At 44.7% G+C, this 25,055-nt stretch carries 17 protein-coding genes; 9 read left to right on the top strand and 8 right to left on the bottom strand.

Annotation, left to right across the window (positions count from 1 at the left end):
* Window positions 1–14: 14 nt before the first annotated feature.
* The 3 genes from L4D78_RS15925 to L4D78_RS15915 form a co-directional block, all read right to left on the bottom strand.
* Window positions 15–314, bottom strand: a complete 300-nt coding sequence (locus L4D78_RS15925) for an ArsR/SmtB family transcription factor (protein ID WP_428467837.1) — start codon at window positions 312–314, stop codon at window positions 15–17.
* 117 nt (window positions 315–431) lie between these two features.
* On the bottom strand, window positions 432–1,913 hold the full coding sequence (locus L4D78_RS15920) for a YfcC family protein (protein ID WP_428467836.1): 1,482 nt from the start codon (window positions 1,911–1,913) through the stop codon (window positions 432–434).
* Window positions 1,910–3,265, bottom strand: coding sequence for a M20 family metallopeptidase (locus L4D78_RS15915; RefSeq protein WP_428467835.1), 1,356 nt, complete (start codon window positions 3,263–3,265; stop codon window positions 1,910–1,912). The genes L4D78_RS15920 and L4D78_RS15915 overlap by 4 nt, the downstream gene beginning before the upstream one ends.
* A 312-nt stretch (window positions 3,266–3,577) precedes the next feature.
* Between L4D78_RS15915 and ycaO the strand changes: the two genes are divergently transcribed.
* The 7 genes from ycaO to pflA all read left to right on the top strand — a co-directional run bounded on the left by ycaO (window position 3,578) and on the right by pflA (window position 17,896).
* On the top strand, window positions 3,578–5,302 hold the full coding sequence (gene ycaO / locus L4D78_RS15910) for a 30S ribosomal protein S12 methylthiotransferase accessory factor YcaO (RefSeq protein ID WP_428467834.1): 1,725 nt from the start codon (window positions 3,578–3,580) through the stop codon (window positions 5,300–5,302).
* A 507-nt stretch (window positions 5,303–5,809) separates the two neighbouring features.
* On the top strand, window positions 5,810–7,324 hold the full coding sequence (locus L4D78_RS15905) for a DUF3360 family protein (RefSeq protein WP_428459762.1): 1,515 nt from the start codon (window positions 5,810–5,812) through the stop codon (window positions 7,322–7,324).
* 193 nt (window positions 7,325–7,517) lie between these two features.
* Window positions 7,518–9,794: a formate C-acetyltransferase gene (pflB, locus tag L4D78_RS15900; RefSeq protein ID WP_428467833.1), complete on the top strand. Its 2,277-nt coding sequence runs from the start codon at window positions 7,518–7,520 to the stop codon at window positions 9,792–9,794.
* Window positions 9,795–10,212: 418 nt separating this feature from the next.
* Complete coding sequence (locus L4D78_RS15895; protein WP_428467832.1) at window positions 10,213–11,826, top strand: response regulator; 1,614 nt, start codon at window positions 10,213–10,215, stop codon at window positions 11,824–11,826.
* Complete coding sequence (locus L4D78_RS15890) at window positions 11,823–15,818, top strand: transporter substrate-binding domain-containing protein (protein WP_428467831.1); 3,996 nt, start codon at window positions 11,823–11,825, stop codon at window positions 15,816–15,818. Before L4D78_RS15895 ends, L4D78_RS15890 begins: the two co-directional genes overlap by 4 nt.
* Entirely contained in the window at window positions 15,815–17,041 is a 1,227-nt protein-coding gene (locus L4D78_RS15885) for an EAL domain-containing response regulator (protein ID WP_428467830.1), read from the top strand. The genes L4D78_RS15890 and L4D78_RS15885 overlap by 4 nt, the downstream gene beginning before the upstream one ends.
* Window positions 17,042–17,152: 111 nt before the next feature.
* On the top strand, window positions 17,153–17,896 hold the full coding sequence (pflA, locus tag L4D78_RS15880) for a pyruvate formate lyase 1-activating protein (protein WP_428467829.1): 744 nt from the start codon (window positions 17,153–17,155) through the stop codon (window positions 17,894–17,896).
* Between the two features lie 359 nt (window positions 17,897–18,255).
* Here pflA and L4D78_RS15875 read toward each other — a convergent pair whose 3' ends face one another.
* Complete coding sequence (locus L4D78_RS15875; RefSeq protein WP_428467828.1) at window positions 18,256–19,158, bottom strand: LysR substrate-binding domain-containing protein; 903 nt, start codon at window positions 19,156–19,158, stop codon at window positions 18,256–18,258.
* Between the two features lie 572 nt (window positions 19,159–19,730).
* Here L4D78_RS15875 and L4D78_RS15870 point away from each other — a divergent pair.
* Window positions 19,731–20,276, top strand: a complete 546-nt coding sequence (locus tag L4D78_RS15870; protein WP_428467827.1) for a CBS domain-containing protein — start codon at window positions 19,731–19,733, stop codon at window positions 20,274–20,276.
* A gap of 115 nt (window positions 20,277–20,391) precedes the next feature.
* Entirely contained in the window at window positions 20,392–21,924 is a 1,533-nt protein-coding gene (locus L4D78_RS15865) for a hypothetical protein (RefSeq protein WP_428467826.1), read from the top strand.
* A gap of 81 nt (window positions 21,925–22,005) precedes the next feature.
* Here the strand turns inward: L4D78_RS15865 and L4D78_RS15860 are convergent, their stop codons facing one another.
* From L4D78_RS15860 to L4D78_RS15845, 4 genes are read right to left on the bottom strand one after another with little or no spacing between them, the layout of a single operon-like run.
* Window positions 22,006–22,974, bottom strand: coding sequence for a flagellar motor protein MotB (locus tag L4D78_RS15860; RefSeq protein ID WP_428467825.1), 969 nt, complete (start codon window positions 22,972–22,974; stop codon window positions 22,006–22,008).
* Window positions 22,971–23,828 (bottom strand): flagellar motor stator protein MotA, encoded by an 858-nt coding sequence (gene motA / locus L4D78_RS15855; RefSeq protein ID WP_428459772.1) that lies wholly within the window; start codon window positions 23,826–23,828, stop codon window positions 22,971–22,973. Before motA ends, L4D78_RS15860 begins: the two co-directional genes overlap by 4 nt.
* Before the next feature lie 11 nt (window positions 23,829–23,839).
* Entirely contained in the window at window positions 23,840–24,577 is a 738-nt protein-coding gene (locus L4D78_RS15850) for a FliA/WhiG family RNA polymerase sigma factor (RefSeq protein ID WP_428467824.1), read from the bottom strand.
* 10 nt (window positions 24,578–24,587) lie between these two features.
* A complete protein-coding gene (locus L4D78_RS15845) occupies window positions 24,588–25,055 on the bottom strand; it encodes a flagellar basal body-associated FliL family protein (protein ID WP_428467823.1) in 468 nt (155 codons plus the stop codon).

The raw sequence follows: 25,055 nt of genomic DNA, 5'->3' as shown, positions 1-25,055 counted from the left end.
GCTTTTTACCATCACTATTTCGCTAATGTCGCTGCGGTACAACATTCATCTTGTAAAAAGCCAATCACACCTTCTAAGACATCATATTGCGGAACACAAAACAGCGTTCTTCCATCACGCTTCTGGGTAATAAGCCCTGCTGATACTAGCCCAGAGATATGATGAGACAATGTCGAACCTGGGATCCCAAGCTCTTCCTGAAGCTTTCCGACTGGTAATCCATCATGGCCTGCTTTCACTAAATGTTTATATACACACAAACGAGTAGGATGACCCAACTCTTTTAATGCCTTGGCTACCGCATCCAGTTCCATGCTTGATCTCCAACATAATTCATATTTCGATAGTAGCAGAAATAAATAACAAAAGGCGAGTATGCAAACCATACTCGCCCTTTCTCTACACTCTATCGTTAAACGAAATGTTTTTGATTACATCAATGCGGCGCCTGCAAACAAGATCACAATTGTCACCACCAATACCATGACCACAAAAGGCATTACCCACTTAAGGAATCGCTCATAAGGGATCTTAGCCAAGGCTAAACCTGCGACCAAGTGGCCTGCTGTTGGTGCGAAAATATTAATCCAACCACTTGCAGACTGGTAAGCCGTGATAATTAAATCGCGGCCAATACCAGAGAAGTCAGCCAACGGTGCCATTAATGGCATCGACACTGTCGCCAAGCCCGATGTTGATGGAATAAAGAAGCTCAATACTATGTGTACGAAGTAAGTCACCACAACAAACACACCAGAAGATAAGCCGGTAACCATACCTTCGGCCCAGTTGAGGATAGTATCGATGATCACGCCGTTTTCCATTACCACGTAAATACCACGCGCAACAGCAACCACCAACGCAACCCCGATTAAGTCTTTCGCCCCTTCTAAGAAAGTGCGGATGAAATCACCTTCTGACATCCGGTTAATAACCGCAATTAAGATAGCTGAGGCTAAAAACAGGGTCGATAATTCATCAAACCACCACCAAAGCGTCGGTATTGCCGTAATGCCCATGTCTTCCCATGGGATCACACCGTAAATCATCACCAAGAAAGCGCCAAAAAAGATCCCCATGGTCCACTTTTGCTTGGGTGTAAACTCACCGTTGTCATCTTTAACGTGAGAGAACTCATCGTTGAATTCAATATCAGCCAATACTGAGTTTGCTTTATCCGCTTTTACTTTTGAGGCGTAACGCATTACATACCACGATGCCAATACAATCAGGATCGTAAGTTGGATAACACGTAAGACAATACCGTCACCAATTGGTAGTCCCGCAAAGCCAGAGGCAATACCGGTTGCAAATGGGTTTACCGTCGAGGCTAGCACCCCAACCCCAGAGCCCAACAAAATAATACCTGCTGCAACCATACGGTCGTAGCCTGCAACGGCCATAACAGGCAAGATCACCGCCCAGAACGCCACGGTTTCTTCAGCCATCCCATAGGTTGAACCACCCAGAGCAAACAGCGTGATCAACACTGGGATCATCATTTGCTCGCGCCCACGGAATTTACGGACAATCGCCGCCACGCCGGAATCCATCGCCCCAGTACGCATAGTGACTGCCAAGAAACCGCCAATCACCAACACGAACAGTGCAACATCGACTGCTTTATGGAAGCCTTTGATCGGTGCCATCAAGACATCAATCACGCCTTGAGGAGAAGACTCAAGTTCTTGGTAAGATCCAGGCACAGGTAATAACCGCTCACCACCGTCATAATCCAGCACTTCCGCCGCAGGAATAATCTGATCGGTACCGTTGATCATGTAATCGTATTTACCTGCTGGCAGGAGCCAAGTCAGTAACGCCACCAGCGCAATGATAATAAATAGGATGGTATAAACCGTTGGCATTTTGAACGTTCGTTTCACTTTGCCAGCCTCAGTTGTGGTTGTCATAGCTCTACTCCCTGCAATTGATAAATCGCGTTGGCATACACATTCATCGCTTTGAGCATGTCATCAATGATTAAATATTCGTTCGGCATGTGTTCCACTTTGTCACGTCCTGGGAAAACCGCCCCATACGCAACACAATTAGGAATAGCCCGAGCATAAGTCGCCCCACCCGAGGTCATTGGCTGACTGTCAATGTCGCCACTCACTTCTTGATAGGCTTTCATCAGTGTTTTTATCACTGGACTCTCTGCAGGCATATATAGCGAAGGCAGCACATCAAACTCTTCATAGCGCAGCCCATACTGCTCGGCGACGGCCAGCATATCACTGTCAAAACTGTCTTTACTGAACGTCACTGGCACCCGGATATCGAGCCCAAGTTTACTGCTCTCGGCATTCACCATTAGCTGAGCCACATTAAACGTTAATCGTCCGCTGACATCTTCAACAGGGCCAAAAATCTCTTTGGCATTCGCATCTTGGCCTATCTGTTCAGCAACAAAACGAATCGCTGGGTGGGTAACGCCGATTTGGCGTAAAGCCATACACAAACGCGCGATAGCATTCACGCCTTTACTGTCAGCGGCAGCAGAGTGAGCAGCTTTACCAAACACCACAACTTCAGCGTCATCGGCAGTAAAATCGAACCCGAGCTCATCCAATTTTGCTGCTAACTCCTCCCAAAGCGGCCCTTCATATTTAGCCAGCTCAGGTACGGCGTTAAGCGCACCGCCACAATCAAGGGCAATCAAATCATCACCCTTACCGTGCAGCCACGATTGGATCAGCATTTTTTCCGCATGGATCAACGGAAACGCTGAGTCTGGCGTGAAGCCACATTGTGGCACTTCTTCTTTTTCTAAATAGCGGTCGATACAGCGCCAAAGGGTTTCCTCGTCTGTACCAAAAATAAACCTCACCCGCTTATTAAGCGTCACTCCACTATCAAGCAATGCTTTTACCGCAAAGATGGCAGCCAGAGTTGGACCTTTATCATCTTGCGTGCCCCGACCATATAACCGGCCATCACGAACATCTGGGGTAAATGGATCAGAATGCCAAGCTGACAGCTCACCGGTAGGCACCACATCCAAGTGGCCCAACACACCGATCATCTGTTTGCCATCACCGATCTCAGCATAGCCGTAGTAGCCTTTATGATCTTTGTATATCGCAAAACCAAGCTCATGGCACAGCTTCAATGTCTCGTTCAAGCAGTCATCTATTGGTTTGCCAAATGGCATACCGCTATCATCCTCTTGGTAAACACTTGGTATTGCGATTAGTCGCTTCACTGCGGCAATATAGTCATCGCGCAGAGCGTCAATGTTTGATGCTATTGTTGCGTTCATCGTATCCCTCTTTTTCCACCTACTTTAATCTACCTCTGAAATAAAAGTCCGACAAAAATGGTGATTTATTGTATATAGCTAGAATTATTATGCGGTTAAGCCGCACATAGCCAACCTATTCTGCTACAAGGGAAGACAGCGAACTGTGACTACTTTCACTCGCCCTCAAGACAATATGAGATGGAGCTCAAAAAATCGACAATCTATTACTAACTGTAACTAAAGCACTTTTTAGCAAATACATCTCACTTAGGTTAATCGCATATAATTGGATATAATTCGCGCCACTCAACACTCTCTATGAGAACCACAATGAAAACATTTACTCCGGGTAACGATGCCACGCTTGACGGATCTATTACGCTTTTCCAAGCTAAGCTCAGGCAACTAGGCTTTAATATCGAAGAAGCCTCTTGCTTCAACCCTGTACCAAATGTTTGGTCAGTATGCGTTCGTGATGTTGATGCGCCAATGAACATCGTCAATGGCAGCGGCACGACAAAAGAAGCCGCGCTGGTTTCTGCACTGGGAGAGTACTTCAAGTGCTTGTCGATGAACGATTTTTATACCAATTACTATCTTGGCGAAGAGATCGCAAACAGCGAGTTCGTGCACTACCCCAATGAAAAATGGTTCCCGCTTGATTTAGAGGACAACCTACCACCGGAAGGGATTCTGGATGAGCACCTGAACCAGTTCTATGATCCGACACTTGAGTTACTGGGGACTGACTTGATTGACCTACAATCGAGTAATATGGAGCGTGGGGTGTGTACCTTGCCCTTTGAACGCCAGCGAGGCAAAGAAGCGGTCTATATTCCAGTGAATATTATCGGCAACCTGTATGCCTCTAATGGTATCTCTGTCGGAAATAGCAAAGCCGAAGCCCGCATGCAGGGGCTATCCGGTATCATCGAGCAGGCGATCAGAAAACGTATTCTGGCAGAACGTACCAGCCTGCCTGAAATTCCCGCCTCTGTTCTTGAACGCTTCCCAATGCTCAAAGAATCGCTCAATGCACTGGAAGCCGAAGGCTTTCCGGTTAACTGCTATGACGCATCACTTGGTGGTAAGTACCCCGTTATTTGTATCACGGTACTGAACCCTGAAAGCAACACTCACTTTGTAGCCTTTGGGGCGCACCCACAATTTGAACAAGCCCTAGAACGTGCTATTGCGGCATTACTCCCTAAATCCACTTTTGGTAATGACGGTGTCAGCGAACAGCCTAACCTAAAAATGCATTTCACTGATGCATCAGGTTTGATGACTTGGGAACAAAGCCAAGCGGATGCCAATTACGACTTTGTCGATTGGAATTTCAACGGCAATGCTGAAGAGCGTTTCAACCACCTGATGAGCATTTTTACCGCAGAAAGAGCTGACGTTTATATTGCAGACTACAGCCACCTTGGCGTGACAAGCTGCCGTATTATCGTACCGGGTTGGTCAGAAACTTACCCTGTTGAAATGCTCATTGAAGCCAACAACAATGTGGCCATGGAGCTACGCGAAACTTTCTTGGCACTACCCAATGTAGAGTGGGAAGCCGAACAATACGCTGAAATGTATTCCATTTTAGAAGAAGAAGGGTTTGATGACTCATGCCTGTTACATGAAATCATTGGTCTAGCGCCACAGGTAGGTAGTGCCTGGCAAACCTTACGCATCGGCGAACTCAAATGTTTGCTCGCACTAGCAGGTGGTGATCTTGAACTAGCACTAGAGTTCGCAAGCCAATGTACCGATTGTAATACTGCAAACTACAGTACTGAACGTGCTCATTTCTTTCACTGCTTAGTTGCAAGCTTAAACTTGGCTCTTGATGAAGAGCGCGACCCTTTACTGTTGAAAGCCGAATTCGAGTCCCAATACGACACCGACATTGTTGCAGCGGTATGGGGTTCGATAGAAGGCACGGTGCGTTTTCATGGTTTAACGGCTGGCAATTTGAGCATGAAACAGTTCCCTGCTCACCAAAAACTACTGGCTTCATACCAGAAGTTACAGGCAGCTAAAAAAGCCCAAACCGTGTAATTTTTTTACTTTTTTTGCCCATAAATGCCAGCTTTATGCTGGCATTCCTTTCTTTTAAGCCACTCTTTATACTAATCCACTCAAAAAAAGTTGAAACATCTGGATATGTTTTAATCATCAAAATGCTACTTTATTGGTATTAAGCCCGCAGCGCGCACCAAATGTGCTACAATCGTTTATTTCAATACTAAACAAACACTTAAATACAAACCACCACAAATTAAGCATTGTATTGCTTCTAGTTTTATTGTAAAAACTCTTTCACAACTATTAACAATTACACTTTGCGCTCAAATATTTTTGGTTATTTTCTTACAATTTTTTAGCCAAAGTGATCGAGATCAATTCAAATTCACTAGGCAGACGGTAAACTGCGACCAAATTGGTGAAAAATAATTACACTTAATATCAGCTTGAATTTGAGAAAGAACAATTCAAATCAACGATAATTAAAAACCAAAATAAAAATATTTTTTTAAACGTAGAATAATGTAGAACGAGGCACTTATGTCATCACAAGAAAGAAGCTATCAGGAGCTACATCGCCCTGCATCAGACTTCGCTAGTCGTTCAGACTATCTTGATCATGAGCTAAAAATCATGAAGCCACGTCGTTGGAAACTAAACCTTCCAGGCCGTGATTTCCGTTTTGAGCTCGAAGATTTAGTTCCAGCACTCGCTGGTACTATTGCGATTATCGCGATGTACTCTTCTGTTGCAATGTCTTGGGCTGATGGCCTTACAGCAGCATGGGATCACGTCGAATTGGGTAAAAGCTTCGCGATTGAAGTTGCCCGAATTGAAATGCTTATTCCAGCACTTCTGTTCTGTATTCTGGCCTCTGGTTTCTTAAACCCGAGAGCGAACTTGGCAGGTAACCACGGCCCAATGATCCCGTTAATCGGTACCATTGCACTGGCTGGCGCGCACCCTCTTGCTCTTGCTATTTTGCTTGGTGTATTTGGGTTACTGTTAAGTTATTTCAAAGGTGGATCCAAACTGGTTAATCTCACCAGTGAAGGGGTTGCCGGTGGCTTACTTATTTTCCTCGGCTTTACTGGGGCAATGAGTCAGATTGGTGATATCCAGTCTTGGGCTGTTGGTCTTCAAAGTGCTGATGTTGCCCAAGGTAGCCTTGGTTATATTGGCTTAGCGGTACTGGCTGTAAACATCATCCTGTACGCTTTTCTTGCCAAAATTAACAAACGCTGGTTAGCAATCCCGGCTTGTGCTGCTGCTGGTTTATTTGTGGCACTTGCACTTGGTGCTGGCTTTGACCTAGTATTCGAAACCGAAACAGGTTTGCCAAACCTTAACCCAGCTTACTGGTGGGGTAGCACAGAGCAAGGTTGGATGCTTGGTCTTCCAAACCTAGAGCACTTCATCGCATCACTACCGTTCGCTATTCTAGCGGTTGCAATGTGGTCACCTGATTTCCTTGGTCACCGTATTTTCCAAGAACTAAACTACCCTCGCGGCAGTGAAAAAGTTCTGATGGACGTTGATGATACAATGACAACCTGTTCTCTACGCCAAATCGTAGGTACAGCAGTAGGTGGTGGTAACATCACATCATCTTGGGGTACATACATTATCCCTGCGGGTATCGCAAAGCGCCCTATCCCAGCAGGTGCAATCTTGCTTGGTGTGATGTGTATTGTTGTTGCTATCCTTGGCTTCCCTATGGATGTCGCAGTATGGCCACCAGTAATGCGTATCGCGCTGCTAGTAGGTGTATTCCTACCATTGCTTGAAGCGGGTGTTCAAATGGTGAAAGACACCAAAGACTCGCAAGCAGCTGGTATCTGTATCTTTGCAGCACTCGTGGCCAACCCAGTATTGGCTTGGGCACTAACGATGCTACTCGATAACAACGGCCTAATTGGTAACAAAGAACGTGCAGCTAAACTTTCAGTAGTTGATAAAATTATTATCCCTGCTGGCGCGTTAATCATCTGTTTTGTTGCTATGTTGGCAGTAGGTATGTTTGAAGGCCAATACGGCATTCCAGCATTACTATAGTAAAGTGATGGGCAGTGTTCGCACTGCCCTCTATTAACGTGTGCTTAGCACTAATACGAATAGTTAAATTTGTACAGTTACTCATTCGACTATCCGTATTATTGTTAATGAAAGTGTGCTGTTCACCTTCGGGTGAGGCTGGCTCAACAGTCAACGCAGTACGTATTTTTTCTACGAAAAAGGTAGGTATGTCATGGCAGAGCAATTTGCTAAAGCTTGGGAAGGTTTCGCTGCTGGTGAATGGCAGAACGATGTCAACGTTCGCGACTTCATCCAAAAAAACTACACACCGTATGAAGGTGATGAGTCTTTCCTAGTTTCTGAAGGTACTGAAGCAACTAACAAGCTTTGGGACCAGGTTATGGAAGGTATCAAACTGGAGAACAGCACTCACGCTCCTGTTGATTTCGATACTTCTGTTATCTCTACCATCACTTCTCATGATGCTGGTTACATCAACAAAGATCTTGAAACGATTGTTGGTCTTCAAACTGAAGCGCCACTTAAGCGTGCAATTATGCCAAACGGCGGCGTGCGCATGATCGAAGGTTCTTGTAAAGCATACGGTCGTGAACTAGACCCTATGGTTTCTAAGATCTACTCTGAGTACCGTAAAACGCACAACCAAGGCGTTTTCGATGTTTATTCTCCAGACATCCTTAAGTGTCGTAAATCTGGTGTTCTAACAGGTCTTCCTGATGCTTACGGCCGTGGTCGTATCATTGGTGACTACCGTCGTGTAGCTCTATACGGTGTAGACTTCCTGATCAAAGACAAAGTAGCTCAATTCCACTCTCTACAAGAGAAATTGGAAGCGGGTGATGACCTACAAATGACAATGCAGATGCGTGAAGAGATTCAAGAACAGCATCGTGCACTCGGTCAACTAAAAGAGATGGCAGCATCTTACGGCTACGATATCTCGGCGCCAGCAACATCTGCACAAGAAGCTATTCAGTGGACTTACTTCGGCTACCTAGCTGCTGTTAAATCACAGAACGGTGCTGCAATGTCTCTAGGTCGTACTTCTACGTTCCTAGATGTGTACATTGAACGTGATATCGCCGCTGGCGTAATCAATGAAGTTCAAGCTCAAGAAATGATCGATCACTTCGTAATGAAGCTTCGTATGGTTCGTTTCCTACGTACGCCTGAGTACGATGAGCTGTTCTCTGGTGACCCAATCTGGGCAACAGAATCAATGGGTGGTATGGGTGTTGACGGTCGTACACTAGTTACGCGTTCTAACTTCCGTTTCCTAAACACGCTATACACTATGGGTCCTTCTCCAGAGCCGAACATCACTGTTCTATGGTCTGAGCAACTACCTGACGGCTTCAAGCGTTTCTGTGCAAAAGTATCTATCGATACTTCTTCTATCCAGTACGAAAACGATGACCTAATGCGTCCAGATTTCAACAACGATGACTACGCTATCGCTTGTTGTGTATCGCCAATGGTTATCGGTAAGCACATGCAGTTCTTCGGTGCTCGTGCAAACCTTGCTAAAACACTACTTTACGTTATCAACGGTGGTGTGGATGAGAAACTTAAGATCCAAGTTGGTCCTAAGCAAGACGCAATGACTGACGAAGTTCTAGACTTCGACAAAGTATGGTCTGGCCTAGACAACCTAATGGATTGGCTAGCAACTCAGTACGTTACTGCACTGAACGCTATCCACTACTCTCACGACAAGTACAGCTACGAAGCTGCGCTTATGGCACTTCACGATCGTGACGTTCACCGTACAATGGCTTGTGGTATCGCAGGTCTATCTGTTGCGGCTGACTCACTGTCTGCTATCAAGCACGCTAAAGTTAAGCCAGTACGTGACGAAGACGGTATCGCAATCGACTTCGAAATCGAAGGTGACTATCCTAAATTCGGTAACAACGACTCACGCGTTGATGACATGGCAGTTGAACTAGTTTCATCGTTCATGGCAAAAATTCGTAAGCTTAAGACTTACCGTAATGCGGAGCCTACTCAGTCTATCCTTACTATCACTTCAAACGTGGTATACGGTAAGAAGACTGGTACAACTCCAGATGGTCGTCAAGCTGGTGCTCCGTTTGCTCCTGGCGCAAACCCAATGCACGGTCGTGATGAGAAAGGTGCTGTAGCCTCTCTAACTTCAGTAGGTAAACTACCGTTTGCTGATGCTAAAGATGGTATCTCTTACACATTCTCTATCGTACCTAACGCACTAGGTAAAGAACAAGATACTCAACGTGCTAACCTTGCAGGTCTAATGGATGGTTACTTCCACCATGAGACTGGTATTGAAGGCGGTCAGCACCTGAACGTTAACGTTCTTAACCGTGAAACGCTAGAAGATGCTGTTAAGCACCCAGAGAACTACCCACAGCTAACTATCCGTGTATCGGGTTACGCTGTGCGTTTCAACTCTCTAACGGTTGAACAGCAGAAAGACGTTATCGCACGTACTTTCACTGAGTCTCTATAATTGAGCATTCAGTAATATCACACGCCGTGCCTCGTATGGCGTGTGATAAATGAAAAAAGCCGCTAACTTGGTTAGCGGCTTTTTTGTCTCTGGCTGCCAGCACATCCCTGCTGGGTAATGACGCGTATTTCCACTCATCATCATAAAAAACATTTCATTTCCAAACATTCCCCATCTCAATAGAATATCACCAGAATAAGATACTACGCTGTGTCTCTTTTTTATCGTTATTACACACCTTATTCGGAATGTCATTCTGTATATTGAAATGTATGTGATACTCCTCTAACATCTGTATAACGCTTACTCCAAGATAGAAACATTCCCAGAGAGAATGAACTAAGACAATACGTTTAAGTGAAGTCAGGGTTACCTCAAGGTCAAGGGAAGACCGAGTTTTGAAAGGCCAGCAGACTCAATGTACATGTTGAAAGAAAAGTCAGTACTCGTGGTAGACGATAGTCCTATCATCCAGCAAACCACAAAAGCCGTACTGCAAAAGTGTGGCTTTCAGGGCACCAATTTATACAGCGTCAGTAACGCCGTCGACGCCCTTCAAGCCTGCCGCAGTATGGCATTTGATATTCTGTTGCTTGATTTCAATTTAGGCAATGGCCGCTCGGGACTGCAATTACTTGAGCAGCTTCACCATCTAGATTTACTCACTCATAATCCGCTAGTGTTAATCATCACAGCCGATGACTCTCTACCTATCGTCATGGCATTCGCAGAATTTGAGCCGGACGATTATCTGGTAAAACCGTTAAGGCCTAATAACTTACAAAAAAGGTTAGTGGCAAACCTTAGCCAGCAGCAGCTTAATGAATCTATCTGGCAGGCATTTAACCTTACTGGCGTTACTGGGGCTCGCAAGGCATTACAACAGGCGCAGAATGAGAAAAGCTTTAAACTGGCGATTACCCAGCTTTGTAAGCGTTTAGCTAAGCACCAGCAATTGCCCACAGCCATTGCCTTGCTGAAAAGTTTCATTACCCAGCATGACTACCTGCCCGCGAAGCTGCTTCTTATTGAGTTACTGTTAAGGAGTAATAGCCTAGAGCAGGCCACCCAAAATACCGCCGAAGTACAAACTGCCTTTCCCCAGCATATAAAAGTACTCGATTTATCTGCTCGTATTTATCTAAAGAATAACGATCTACAGCAAGGCTACCTGCTATGGCTTAAAGCCCACCAGCTTAGCCACTATAATCTTGAGCGCCTACTAGGGTTGATACTGATTGAAAATACCTTGTTGTCTAAAAGGGGCTATTCAGAAAAGCTACTCAAGGATGCGAATCGCCTACTTCAAGGTTCGATTTGGGATAGCCGAGATATGCGCTGCCTGCTTAGCTGGGGGCTACTGCAAAATACGCAGAAAAGTGTCTCAAGCATAGAGCGGCTGTGGTGCTCCATCAGCAGAGAAGATCAGACGATGGCCGCTGAACGCCCTTATTTACAAATTCTCCAGGCATGGCAGAGCGCCCAACAAGACAGAAAGTTATTGGCTTTCAAGCAAGTGCAGCAAATTTCAGTGAATAGCGAAACCAAAAATAGTTATGTCTTCCAGCTACTCTCATACCGACTATACCAATTACTTAATATGCGCTCTGCGATGCAAAAATGTATCTCGCAAATAGCCCTGCTGTGCACCTTAGATAAATGCGACAGCCATAAAGTTATCAAGTATCAGTGGTTAGCAAAAAACAAATCCATTCTGACACCTGACGAAAATTATCACCAAGCTCTTACTCTGTATCAACGTTCCCCTGCCTTAGCCGCAAAAGCTGTTTTCGCCGCCTGGGAGAATAATCGCTTCGATGACGAGCTGGCCCAGAGTTTGATTCATGTGTATTGCAACGATCAGATTGAACATACACCGACTACACGTGAAAGTTTCATTCAGGCACGCTGGGTCTTTGAATCTCAATCGACCCCTCCTAAATGGTACTCCGCACTTCAGGCCTGTAATTCGATCTTGCAAACCCCCGTTGAAGTGATGACCCGTAAAGCTGCTGGAGCCATCGAGGCATGATAAGAACATTGTTATTGTTATTGTTATTGTTATTGTTACTATTACTGCTGCCAGTCGCAGTATTAGCATCAGAGGATAAACCCACTCTGCGTATCGGTTACCCAGCTTTCGACTGGGCACCGTTTACTTTCGTCTCACAGAAAGGTCGCGTCTCAGGGCTACTGCCTTCTCTCGTGCACGAGCTTACCCATACCAGCGGGTATAACACCAAAACCACGCTTTACCCTACCTTTGCCGATGTACTTCACGCATTCAACAACAATGAGATTGATATTCTTGTGGGCGTATCATCAACCTATGAACGCCAGAAATATATGCATTTCAGTAAGCCTTTGGTTGTCATACCTATGGCTGCGATTAGCCAAACAGATAACATTCAAAGCATTAACCAGCTGAAAGACAAACTCATCGCGGTAGAGCAAGGCTTCGCCATCCGTGAGCAACTACAACAACTCTCAGCCAACCCGCTTCAACTGGTATCATTTCCAACCAGTGAACAGGCTTTTATGGCCGTACGACAGGGCACAACCAAAGCTTATATAGGCAATGCCATCACATTAGATGTCATGCAAAACCACTATAGTACGGTTGATCAACTACCACTCAGCCAGCTTGAAGACGTACCTTATGAAAGGCTTTACCTTGCAGCCCATAAATCTAACCGCGAGATCATCGACAAGCTTAACAGCGGCTTGGATAAAATTAGCCAGCACCGCCTTAACAACATCTACGACACATGGCTAACAACATCCCAGCAGCAATATTTATCGCATAAGAACTACCTTAATCTCAATGAAGATGAAGCGCGTTGGCTTGATCAGCGCAGCACGCTGAAAATTGCTTATCACCCCAACGATTTCCCCTACCAATTCACCGACAAGTCAGGGTTAATGGCAGGAATGGGGGCTGATGTATTAAGTTTATTAGCCAGACAACTCAACATTAGCTTGGTACCGTTACCTGAAACTAGCTTTACCAAGATCACTGACATGCTCAACGAGGGGATGATCGATGCCGTAGCAGCTGTAACTTGTACCCCCGAGCGCTTGCAAACACTCAATTGCACCCAACCCTATAGCGAAGAGCGTTGGGTCATGGTGACTTCGGTGACGAACAAACGTGAATATATTGACCGCCAAACAACCATTGGGGTCGTCATGAACCGTTTTGGTGAGGTGCTGAGTAAACAACTTTATGATGATAACCCGGTCATTCTATACCAAGACAATAAACCTTTATTGCAAGCGGTACTGGCTGGCGAGATCAATACAGCGGTGATCTCCTTATCAAGTGCTTCTACTCTTTTGCAGAGCAACTACCTAGGCAGACTGAGAGTTTTAGCCTCAAAGCTAGACTCACAGGGGCGCCCTATCGGTATCGCCATGGCCAAAAACAACCCTATCCTGAGGGATATCATGAACAAGGCAATGGCGGCACTTCCCCCAAGTAAGTTCACCGATGTCAAAAACAAGTGGAATACCGTAACCTTAAAAAGTGGAGTGTCAGCCAATAAAATCGTGCTTTGGACACTCGTGATTTTAGCGGTCGTGGCGGTGGCTCTCTGCTCCTTCGCCTACTGGAACCGTAAGCTAAGCAATGAAATCCGCCAACGTAAAAATGCGGAAAATAAGCTAACTTACCTCACCAATAACTTTGATGGTGTGTTACTACAACACTTGCAGCGCAGTGACGATCCCAGCGACATTGAACTGCTGTTTATCAGCGAAAAGATACAAGATCTTATCGGGATTCCAAGCAGTGCATTTTATGCTCAGCCTCAACGGCTCATCGAACTGCTTCAGCAACGTAACGACAACGTCTATTTATTCAATGCCATAAATGAAGCGGTATCGCGCGGATACTGGCAAACCGAACTTCAGCTGCAATCAGCTGGCGGCGCCAAACGCTGGGTAGAAATACGCAGTCAGGTCTTCCCTGTTGAGCAAGGTTGGCAATGGAACAGTATCTTGATTGATATCAGCCAAGCTAAACAGCAGCAGATTGATTTGGAATGGGCACGGCAACAAGCCGAAAGTGCGACCGAAGCTAAGTCTCGCTTCCTAGCAATGATGAGCCATGAAATTCGCACGCCGATTAGTGGGATATTAAGCTTATTAGAACTGATGGAGCCTTTCTCCAACCGACATAAAGAGACTAAGGGGCTACACAAAAGCCTGGATCAATCAGCGCACAATCTATTGAATATAGTGAATGATGTACTCGATTTTTCAAAAATAGAAGCGGGAAAACTCAAGCTAACACCCGCCCCCTGCTATGTATCAGAATTACTGAATATGCTGGTTCAACCACACATAATGCATGCAAAACAAAAGGGATTAGGTTTCTCACTTTGGGTTGATCCAGCACTCGCAAACCAACTATTGATTGACGAACTACGGCTAAAACAGGTTTTAAATAACCTTTTAAATAACGCGACTAAGTTTACCGAACAAGGCCAGGTTTCCCTATATATTGATATCATTGATCAAACCATCAATGCACAAACCCTAAAAGTGTCCGTCAAAGATACCGGTATTGGGATCAGCCCCGACGATACCAGCAAATTATTTCAGCCCTTTGAACAAGCTGATGTCAGCACTGAACGCCGTTTCTGTGGTACTGGACTTGGTTTATCGATATGCCGCCAAATTGTCAATTTGATGGGGGGAAATATAGAGGTGGACAGCCAACTCGGTGAGGGAACGGCCTTTAGCTTCACCTTTAAGTCTGAGGTATGTGAAAGCGTACCGACTTCCCCTCTTAACCTCCGTTGCGGTTTGATTGGTACAAGCTTGCATGATCACGTAACGCTGCCGCATTACCTAAACTACTGGCAATGTGAAACCGTTCCTATCAAGCCAAGTGATCACGACCAATTAATGGAAATGGTTAACAAGTACCAGCTCAATACCCTGCTAATCGCGCAATCATGGGCAGTTGATCACCTCAGCACGGAGTGGGTAAATAAACTACCCCGCTCAGTGGCTATCCTGACCTTTTCTGATGTCGCAATGCTATCACCCGAGCCCGATGATCATGGCTGGTTAATATCCCATACTCCATTGCTGCCCGAACACCTTCGCCATGCGCTGCTAAACCCAGTGACAACTTTCGACGCCTTAAATAATGACGGTTCAGGCTTTGATGCCCCCCCTATTACCAGAGAGCAAGCGATATTAGAAAACAAGCTACTACTTGTGGCTGAAGATCATCCGATAAACCAACAGATCATCGCCCAACAACTCAACCATATCGGCTACTACGCTGACATCGCTGACAATGGTAAGCAGGCACTTGAGGCACTGAGTAAATACACGTACCCATTATTGCTGACCGACTGCCATATGCCCGAGTTAGATGGCTACGGCCTAGTAAAAGCCATCCGGCAACAAAACATGGCACTACCCGTTGTGGCACTAACAGCAAACACCGCCAGCCATCATATTGAAGAGGCTGGCTTTAACGCCTTTCTGGCAAAACCTGTCTCTCTCACAGTATTGGCTGAAACCTTAGCACAATGGATAACGCCCTTACACCAGACCACAGCAGAGCAACTAACGCATGAGGATGAATGGGATCTAGGTAGTTTTAATCAACAAAGTAAACCTAAGGAGCCATGTCTAACTAAGGACAATAATAGCTCCCTCACATCAACAACGGGGAATCAAGAAAGCCCGATCAGACTAACGCAGCTAGAAAGTATTTTTGGCGAACGTTCGCTCTGTATCAACTTCATGCATCAATATCTCGACGCCTGTATTACAGACTGTGCTGACTTAAAACACGCAATCACACAGCGCAATCACCAGAGCGCGAAACTCATCTGCCACAGAATGAAAGGGGCTGCGCGGATGATGGAGTTTGAACAAATGGCGGATCAATGCCAACAACTGGAACAACATGCCGCAACTGAAACCATTACCGAGGCGGCACTCGCACCTGTTCGCCACCTAATCCACAAACTAGAACAACAAGTGGAGCAGCTTAAATGAACATATTGCTTGTCGAGGATCACCCCTTTCAGCAGCAAGTTTTGCTGAATCAACTCAGGCAAGTATCTGAGCGTAACTGTAAATTCGCCACAGCCAGTACAGGGCGAGAAGCGCTAAACGCCATGCTAACATTCAAACCGGATGTACTTGTTTGTGATCTCAACATGCCAGAAATGGATGGCATTACTTTTCTTGGCCACCTTGCAGAGCAAGGTTTCTCAGGCTGCATTATTATAACCAGTGCGGCCAGCAGTGACGTGATCCGCTCCGTCAGTAAAATGTGCCAGAATTACAAGCTTCACCTCATTGGTAGCCTAAACAAGCCAGCAACCAACTATTTGCTGCACCAATACCTCAGCCAAGCACAAGAATATATTCTAACTGCCCAGCCTCATTCTCAACCACAGTATTCAGTCCATTTAGCAGAGCAGGATATTCAATATGCTTTGGAAGCAGGCTGGCTACTTCCCTATTTTCAACCTATTGTCGATATTGCAACAGGCCAATGGGTAAGTTGTGAGGCACTCATACGTATGCGCCACCCCAAGTTTGGGGTGCTCTCTCCTGCTAGCTTCTTACCTCAGCTTTCTGCCATGCGCAAAGATGCTGATTTAGCGCTGAATAGCATCCACTTTATCCTCAAACATCACGACGAGCTGCAACAAAGAAAAGTTGCTGTAAATATCACCCCCCATACCCTGATTTCAAATGGGTTCGTCGATAAAGTAATTGCCATTAGCGAACATTACCCAATGCTCCCCAAAATCATCTATTTTGAAATCACCGAATCAGATGCCCTAGAAAATGTAGGGAGGAGCCTTGAAGCCGCTGCTCGATTAGGCATGCATGGATTCAAATTATCAATTGATGATTTTGGTACCGGTTACTCATCATTGAAGCAACTTGACCTACTCCCCTTTACCTCGCTAAAAATCGACATGAGCTTTGTACAGGCCTTACCCACCAGCCGCACAGCAAACGCTATCATTGAAGCAAGCCTATTGCTTGCCGAACGGCTCGAGTTAGACACCATTGCCGAGGGCATAGAGGACATTGCCTTATGGCAATCATTACGCAAAATGGGCTGTAAATTGGCTCAAGGCTATTATATCGCTCGGCCAATGCCGATTAACCATTTAGAGAGCTGGCACCAACAATGGTTGCATCGTTTTCCCGTAGAAGGTATTCAAGATGTACGCCCACTAGCAGCCTCCAACCCATAAAAACAACACGACCGATTACCCTTACACTTAAAGTGAGTTTATGACTACTTTAGCAACAGGTTTTGTAATAAAATAACAATAAAATACGCACTCATGCGGGGAAGTTAAGTAATGTCAGTAAAAGGTCGTATCCATTCTTTTGAATCTTGCGGAACTGTTGATGGTCCGGGTATTCGTTTCATTGTCTTTTTACAAGGTTGCCTTATGCGCTGCCAGTATTGCCATAACCGCGATACTTGGGATCTTGATGATGGCAAAGAAATCACTGTCGATGAGTTGATTAAAGAAGCTACCTCTTATCGCCACTTTATGAATGCTTCTGGCGGCGGTGTCACCGCTTCTGGTGGTGAAGCCATGCTCCAGCCTGAGTTTGTGCGAGACTTTTTCCGCGAAGCACAAGCACAAGGTATCCATACCTGTCTAGATACCAACGGCTATGTTCGTAAACACACAGATGTTATTGATGAAGTACTTGATGCCTCAGATCTTGTCATGCTTGATTTAAAACAACTTGATGACAGTATCCACCAAAACCTTGTTGGTGTTCCGAATAAACGCGTAATTGATTTTGCCCGCTACCTACAAAAGCGTGGGCAGAAAACGTGGATCCGCTACGTGATTGTACCGGGCTATACCGACGATGAAAAATCAGCTCACCTGCTCGGTGATTTCATCAAAGACATGGATAACATCGAGAAAGTTGAGCTGCTGCCCTACCACCAGCTTGGTGAACACAAATGGGAAGCAATGGGTTATGACTATCCATTAACTGGCGTGAATCCACCGTCTAAAGAAACCATGGAAAACATCAAAGCAATCCTTAGCAGCTACACCAAAGCTAACGTAATGTATTAGTATCATTTATTCTGATACAACAAAAAAGGAGAGCTCATGCTCTCCTTTTTTACATTCAGTGCACACATCGGCACTATCTAGCCCTTTTCCATGCCCTAATCTTGATTCAAGCTGCGAGTAAACGATATTTTTCTTCGATGTTTAAAAGACACAACTCAACAATAAAGCGTAGTGGACCACTATATTCATTATTTTTACCACAAGAGGTCGAGCAAGCTGTAAAAGGGGCAATAAACATTCAAATAAGAAATACTGATACCACCTTTCATGATTTTCAATATGAACATTAAGTCATAAATGAATAGCCCATCTCTAGCTGCTACATTCCATTCAACGTAACAATAGCAGCGACTTTTCCATTATAGAATTTTGTGGTTTTTCATCATTCTGTGCCCTTCTCGCTTAATGCACTCAAGCAACGGATGCTCTTCCATCTCTTTGCGCCAAATAAACGAAATTGAGCGATCCATAACTAGCTCAGGTACATTGAGTACCGCTAAATCGCCGCGTTCAATGTGTGGTGCTACGTCCAAATAAGGTAAGCATGTTAAATATTGGCTATTCGCGACCATTCTGAGGATCACCGGCACATGTGAGTATTCACGCCAAACGTCGAGATCAGGGATCAATGGAACCATCGCACTTTCAAAAATAGCCCTTGTACCTGCCCCACCTTCACGCAACACCCACTGCGCTTGTTCTAATTGCGAAAGACTTACTCGATGGTGTTTAGCATACGGATGATGTGCAGAGCACACGACTACTAAGTGGTCTCGGCACCACTCTTCTTGATGAGTGCGGTTATCATCACAACGACCTTCAATAATGCCGAGATCATATTTATAGCTCAGTACGCCTTCAATGATACCTTGGCTACTTCTCACTTCGAGTCCAGTTCTTACTTCTGGAAAATCAGTATCAATTTTACTGATAAGCTCTGGTATCAAGTGTTCTGCTGGTGTTTGGCTCGCACCAATATTGATACTACCGCTGAAAATATGCTGTTCATAAAAGCCAAGTTCAATCTGCTCAGCATCTTGTAATAAACGTTTCGCTCTTGGACGTAACCAGTTTCCCCAATGGCTTAAACGCATATCTTTGCCTTGGCGAACGAAAAGGTCTTTTCCCAGCAACTTTTCTAATTGGCTTAGCGACATACTCGCTGCAGATTGAGTAACTCCTAATCTTTCAGCAGCTTGGCTGACACTTCCTAACTCTGCCACCGAATTAAATACTGCTAACTGTTTCAACGAATAACGCACTTTTACTCCTACATTTACACGAGGTGGGATCAACGCCGATAGTTATACTTCAGTACACCAGTCGGTAAGCCTGACTTTGATATTAGCTTTGTTGATTATACCAAGTTTTATATGCGGGGTAACGTAACCATATTCGCATCAGCCACGCTTTTTTAGTTGTCATTAGAAAGAAGATCAATGTACATCACTGATAAATAACAATTAAATCAAGACGCCATTAACAACTCACTGACTATTTTAACTTACCACCAGCTCCGCCCTATCAAGCTTTGTGATGAACGTCTACCGCAATGTATGCAAAGGTATTACGTTGTTAACTTACAACTTTCTCTGCTAAATCCACGAAATACCCCAGCCAATAGCCACTATCACTGTATTTGATGAATCCCTGTAAAAGTGCTCTTCTGAAATATTTCCACACAATATATAAGAGAAATTGAATTTAATACTAAGTAAAATCAATTTTACTTATAAGGGAGTGCTAAGTAACATTCTAACCAGCAGCTCAAGAGAGCTCGCCGTATCAATGAATTTGTATGGATTATTACCACAGTTTGGTTTAGGAGATTGTTATGAGTGCCTTGCTTACAGTAAGAGACATCGTAAATGTAAAAGCCCCAACGTTGAGTCATGAAGCAACTTTGCCTACAGCTATTGATGTGTTGTCAAAAAACCACGTTAACGGCGCTCCCGTCTGCGACGCTGACGGTATCCTCATTGGATTCTTATCAGCCCACGACATAATGGTAGAGATGTGGTGTCAGGATTACCTACCCGATCATGATGTACGAGTAAAAGATCTGATGAAAACAGAGCTTGTTACGTTGAATATCGATGATCCTCTCACTGATGTCATCGACTTCTTGGCTTTAGATAAAGAACAACTTTATCCAACAACTGCAATGGGCTACGCAACACAACTGAATACGTTGTCGCTTGAAGGCCGTGCAAAGTCAATGAAGGTTAACAAACCACAGGTTTTACCGGTTTTAGAAAACGGTAAATATGTTGGTGTGGTATCACGCCAGGAAGTATTGAAAGCCCTTAGAGCCCTATTCAATGATGCGACAACGCCAGCGCCAGTCGCTGAAAATGTTGCCCCACAAGTTGTTACCTAACCGGTAACGGATAAATCACTCGCTCACAGCCAATCTAGCCCAAGGTAGGCACTTCATATATTGGAGTCCGCTTGGCCGTGCCAGTGAGCAGATCGTAAGAGTTTTTGGAGTTAAAATGGAACAAGTTTCCCACCTTTATGCTTTTAATCATTTCGTTATAGCGATGGCTGCTTTAATAATAATGGTATTGGTTGCCCGCACGATCGTTGCAGGTACAAAATATTCATCACTATTAGTAATCGTCGTTTTTGGTTTAGCCCTAGGCTCACTACTTGTAAAGAGTGGTATGGCAACGCCTGGGCTTGCTGAGTTCCCCGTTGTGGCACTCATCGGCCAGACGACAGTAATAGCATTGATCGCCTCATTTTTTGTTGGCGGCCAAGAAATTAAGCGTTTGCTATCAAAGCAGGATCTTGAAGAAGACGGTGAATTTTTTGCCCCTTCAATTCGAGAAGTTGTATTGGGTACAAGCTCGACACAATTAACATTTATTGTGCGCGCTTTTCTATTGCTAATTGGTATCCAGACTGCTGATGTTTTGATTTCAGGCCGAGCTGTTGACTCTATTCTTGGTGACTCTTACCTACTCCTGTCTTACATCTGTCTAGCGATAGCGTTTATTTTAATTGACCGCAGAGCTGTCATCGCAAATAAAGCGCAATATATTCGCAAAGGTCTACTTGAAATTGTTGCGATTATTCTGGTATTGAACATCTCGCTATGGCTAGCCACTGCAATTTCGTCAATTATCGGCCTACCGCAAATCTTCTTTGCCATGATTTTGTCTTCAGGTTTGGGCGCAATGCTACCAAAATGGAAGCATGGTCCAACAATGAATGCATTGTTATTTGCCGGTATTCCACTCGTATTAGCGGGTAGCTTCATCGTGGGTGGCTCTCACATGATTGAAGCCTTCGGCATCCCTGGCCTTCAGAGTGTTATCGTGTACGGTTTCTCAGGTCAGATTTTCTGGATGTTTGGCGGTCTTGCGCTGCTAATATTCGTCGGTAAGTCGAACCATTTACGTAACTTGGCACCAGGTTTAGCAGGTGGCTTATCTCACTCTGGCCTAACGGGCGCATGTACTGCTGGTGACTTTGGCCGCACGGCCGCTTCTCGTGCACCAATAATGATAAACATTCCATTTGCAGGGCATATCTTCGTATTCACGATTTTGGCAGCAAGTGCTGAACGTGGCTCACTAATGGTCGGCTGGACATTACCGCTGATTTTGATTGGCACAGCATTTGTTTTCCTTTCACTGAAAATCCTGCGTTCGGCTCAGGGTTGCGAAAAAACAGAAGTAAAAGGCCTAATGTTATTCTCACTTGGCTGGCAGATTATGGCCGTTTTCGGTAGCTTCACGTTACTAAGCGTAGCCGGTATGTCACTTGAACATGCTTCTATGTCTGCAGCTTCTGGCCTTTCTCACTTTGGTCTGTTTGCAGCAGTACAAGAAGGGATGTTTGGTGCTACAGCAGCAAGCCTTATCACTTTTACCTTTGCAATGACTTTCCTAGTACACCCGTTTGTATTCGCGATGTTTGGTAAAGCAGCTGAAAATAACGGTGAAATGGCAGAAAAAGCCGTTATGGTACTGGCGAGCATTGGTTTGATCGGCGTTATTTCCTCGACCTTAATGATTTAATGGCAACAGTTAAATCTTAAAATATTGGGGATGATATAAATCATCCCCAATCTATTTTAGAACTAGACTGATAAACAATGATCACCCTATGGGTTGATTGTCATACGCTGCTTGTTTAGCTGCCTCTAATGATGAATGGGATGCATCACGACCAAAGAGTTGCTGAAGTTGATCTTCTGCTTCAGACGTTAATACTAAGATTTCAATACGTCGATTAAGATGGCTCAATGGTGATGCTTCATCTAATAACATGGTGTCTGACATGGCTGAAACTTGCGCCGTTCGAGTGCTCGGCATACCACCATATTCCAACACTTCTCTTGCCCGCTGCGCCCGCTGACCAGATAACACCCAGTTATTACCAGAAGAGCGGCTATTAAACGAACTTGCGTCAGCATGGCCTGAAATCATAATTGAATTATCGATAACAGAAAAAGTGGGGGCAATCGCCAATAATAAATCTTCAAAGAAATGCGTTAATTCAGCACCTCCCAATTTAAACATCGGTTTGTCGTTGTCATCATTCACCAAGATCCGTAACCCTTGGGGCACAGCTTCAACACTTAAGTGATTACTGGCCGATAGAAACTCACTGGTTTGCTTTAAATGGCGGCCTAAAACCACCATCTGCTCATGTGTTTCATAGCGACCCGGCTCTAACGACGCCCCCTCTTCACCTAAGCCACCAAAGTTATTACCGTCACCGTCAACAGCATTGATCGTCAATGAGTTACCTAAGTTTTGAGGGTTGCTCGGTTGCTGGCTCTGCAAGCCTGGTAAAGCTGTACCCCCGAAGTCAACAGCAAAAGGGCTATTATCAGAAAACAAGCCATCATAAGGCAATAACTGCTGTTGCCCACTTAACCGGCCTACGATACGTTGTTTTTCATCTTCTGTTGTGACCTGTAACACCCACATCACCATAAAAAAAGCCATCATCGCCAAGGTAAAATCGGCAAAGGCGACTTTCCAAGCACCACCGTGAGATTTTTCTTTCCCTCGGCGACGGCGTTTTTTTATGATGATTTGATTAGGTTGTGATCGCATCATTGAAATACCTGCTTCGTCACCCAGCCTTCCATCTCTGCAAATGTTGGCTTCACGTCAAGCAAAATCAGTTTACGACCTGAATCTGCCGCAACCAATGCAGGTTTACCTGCGGTATAACTCACCATCATCGCTTTTACACATTCAAAGGCTGATAGCTCACGCTTTACTTGGTTTGCCATTGCTGCACTAAGCGGATCAAATACACAGTAACAAAAGAAAATACCTAAGAATGTACCCACCAAAGCATGCGCAACACTAATGCCGATTTGTGCCATATCACCATCGATATTGGTCATGGTGATCACAATACCCATTACCGCGGCTAAAATACCAAACCCTGGCATCGCCTCTGCGGTACTGTGCATAGCATGTGAAGGGTGCATCATGTCTTCTTGAATCGCTTCTAGCTCTTGCTCAAGCATGCTTTCAAGTTCGTGCGCATTTATTTTACCCATCGCCATCAAGCGGAAGTTATCGGTAATAAATGTAACGAGCTTCGGGTACTCTAATACTTCAGGGTAACTCAGAAACAAACTACTTTGATGAGGTTCTTCAATGTGTTCATCCAATACGCGCATACCATTTTGACGTACTTGCTCTAACAGGTGGTACATCAATGACAACAGTTCACGGTATAACTTACGCTCGTCACGTTTAACGATAACACCGCGCGCTTGATGCCACATTTCCGCGATAACATAATTAGGGTTACCGATAGCTAAAGCGCCAGCCCCCGCACCTAAAATAATCATCAATTCAGCAGGCTGCCACATGGTCCCGAGGTAACCACCTGCCATGACAAAACCACCAAAAACACAGACAATGATGATCAACACACCAATAATTTTTTGCATAACCTTTTCTCCTACAGCTGACTCTTAATCATCATGTTCATTTGTTTAAGAGCCTGCTTATGTAGCTGGCAAATCCGAGCTTCACTGAGGCCAATAACAATCGCAATTTCTTTTAAGCTCAGTTCTTTTTGATAATAAAAATCCAAAATTAACTGCTCTCGTTTTGGTAGCTGTGACAACACATTCTTAAGCAAATCATCATCAATTAGCTTTTGAATAGCAGAATCTTTCGACTCGATATCAAAGCTCGAATTCTCGTTTTCAAATAACTGCTCTAAACTATAAAGCTCTTCCGCTTGAGCGGCATACAGTAAGCGATTACAGGCTTCTTGGCTGATTTTTAATGTTGCGGCCAACTCTTGCTCGGTCGGCTGCCTTTTTAATTGCTTCGTTAGCTGCTTCGCAACTTTATTCAGTTCATGCACTTGTTGACGCAACTGGCGAGGCCGCCAATCACGGCGACGGAGTTCATCAAGAATCGCACCACGGATACGACGGGATGCAAAAAAACGGAAGTTATCGTCCATCGCACCATAACGACGGACCGCTTCAAGTAGCCCTACTAAGCCAATTTGCTCCATATCATCAAGGCCAATACAGCCTGAAGCATGATGGTGTAACTGCCTAACAATTCGCTTCACCATACCAAGATGTTGTCTCAAAATTTGATCTTCATTCTTCTGAGAAGGTTGAAGCTGCCATTGGGAATATTCATCATCCAACGGTGTTTGCATTGCCTCTAATGTCATTGCCATCACCTTATTGAAGAACCAACTTTGTAAACAACACTTCTTCTATCTGATAGGCGTAGCCGTTTAGCATCAGAACTTTGCGAAGCTGCGCAAGCACATCTGATTGCAAGCGTTCAATTTCATTCATCTGACGCAGTTCCTCAAACGTACTTTGGCTAAACATTTTAAGAAGAACGTTGCGTGCTAATGGTTTAAATTCAATCAGCTGATCATGCGCTTTCGTCGAGTTAGTTTTCAGCGCCAGTTCAAGCATCAAATAATGCGTACGCTCTTCACCGTCAATGGTAATAACGAACTTATCAAGGTTCATAAAGTGCGCTCGGTTTTCAACTTCTTTACTTGTAAATATGCTGAACTCAGATGACTTATCATTCGCAATAAATGAGTAAGTTGCGATTGATGAAGTCGCAATAAGCACAGACGCTGCCAATGCCGCCAAGATAAGCTTGGTGCTTAGTACATTAATTCTTGCCAT

Origin of the sequence: Photobacterium minamisatsumaniensis (assembly GCF_050336695.1) — a bacterium.
GTDB lineage: Bacteria > Pseudomonadota > Gammaproteobacteria > Enterobacterales > Vibrionaceae > Photobacterium > Photobacterium minamisatsumaniensis.
This window is presented reverse-complemented; position numbering and strand designations above follow the sequence as displayed.

Coding starts and splice junctions, on each gene's coding strand:
- L4D78_RS15925 (WP_428467837.1), bottom strand. CDS start 314: ATGGAACTGGATGCGGTAGCCAAGGCATTAAAAGAGTTGGGTCATCCT.
- L4D78_RS15920 (WP_428467836.1), bottom strand. CDS start 1,913: ATGACAACCACAACTGAGGCTGGCAAAGTGAAACGAACGTTCAAAATG.
- L4D78_RS15915 (WP_428467835.1), bottom strand. CDS start 3,265: ATGAACGCAACAATAGCATCAAACATTGACGCTCTGCGCGATGACTAT.
- ycaO (WP_428467834.1), top strand. CDS start 3,578: ATGAAAACATTTACTCCGGGTAACGATGCCACGCTTGACGGATCTATT.
- L4D78_RS15905 (WP_428459762.1), top strand. CDS start 5,810: ATGTCATCACAAGAAAGAAGCTATCAGGAGCTACATCGCCCTGCATCA.
- pflB (WP_428467833.1), top strand. CDS start 7,518: ATGGCAGAGCAATTTGCTAAAGCTTGGGAAGGTTTCGCTGCTGGTGAA.
- L4D78_RS15895 (WP_428467832.1), top strand. CDS start 10,213: ATGTACATGTTGAAAGAAAAGTCAGTACTCGTGGTAGACGATAGTCCT.
- L4D78_RS15890 (WP_428467831.1), top strand. CDS start 11,823: ATGATAAGAACATTGTTATTGTTATTGTTATTGTTATTGTTACTATTA.
- L4D78_RS15885 (WP_428467830.1), top strand. CDS start 15,815: ATGAACATATTGCTTGTCGAGGATCACCCCTTTCAGCAGCAAGTTTTG.
- pflA (WP_428467829.1), top strand. CDS start 17,153: ATGTCAGTAAAAGGTCGTATCCATTCTTTTGAATCTTGCGGAACTGTT.
- L4D78_RS15870 (WP_428467827.1), top strand. CDS start 19,731: ATGAGTGCCTTGCTTACAGTAAGAGACATCGTAAATGTAAAAGCCCCA.
- L4D78_RS15865 (WP_428467826.1), top strand. CDS start 20,392: ATGGAACAAGTTTCCCACCTTTATGCTTTTAATCATTTCGTTATAGCG.
- L4D78_RS15860 (WP_428467825.1), bottom strand. CDS start 22,974: ATGATGCGATCACAACCTAATCAAATCATCATAAAAAAACGCCGTCGC.
- motA (WP_428459772.1), bottom strand. CDS start 23,828: ATGCAAAAAATTATTGGTGTGTTGATCATCATTGTCTGTGTTTTTGGT.
- L4D78_RS15850 (WP_428467824.1), bottom strand. CDS start 24,577: ATGACATTAGAGGCAATGCAAACACCGTTGGATGATGAATATTCCCAA.
- L4D78_RS15845 (WP_428467823.1), bottom strand. CDS start 25,055: ATGGCAAGAATTAATGTACTAAGCACCAAGCTTATCTTGGCGGCATTG.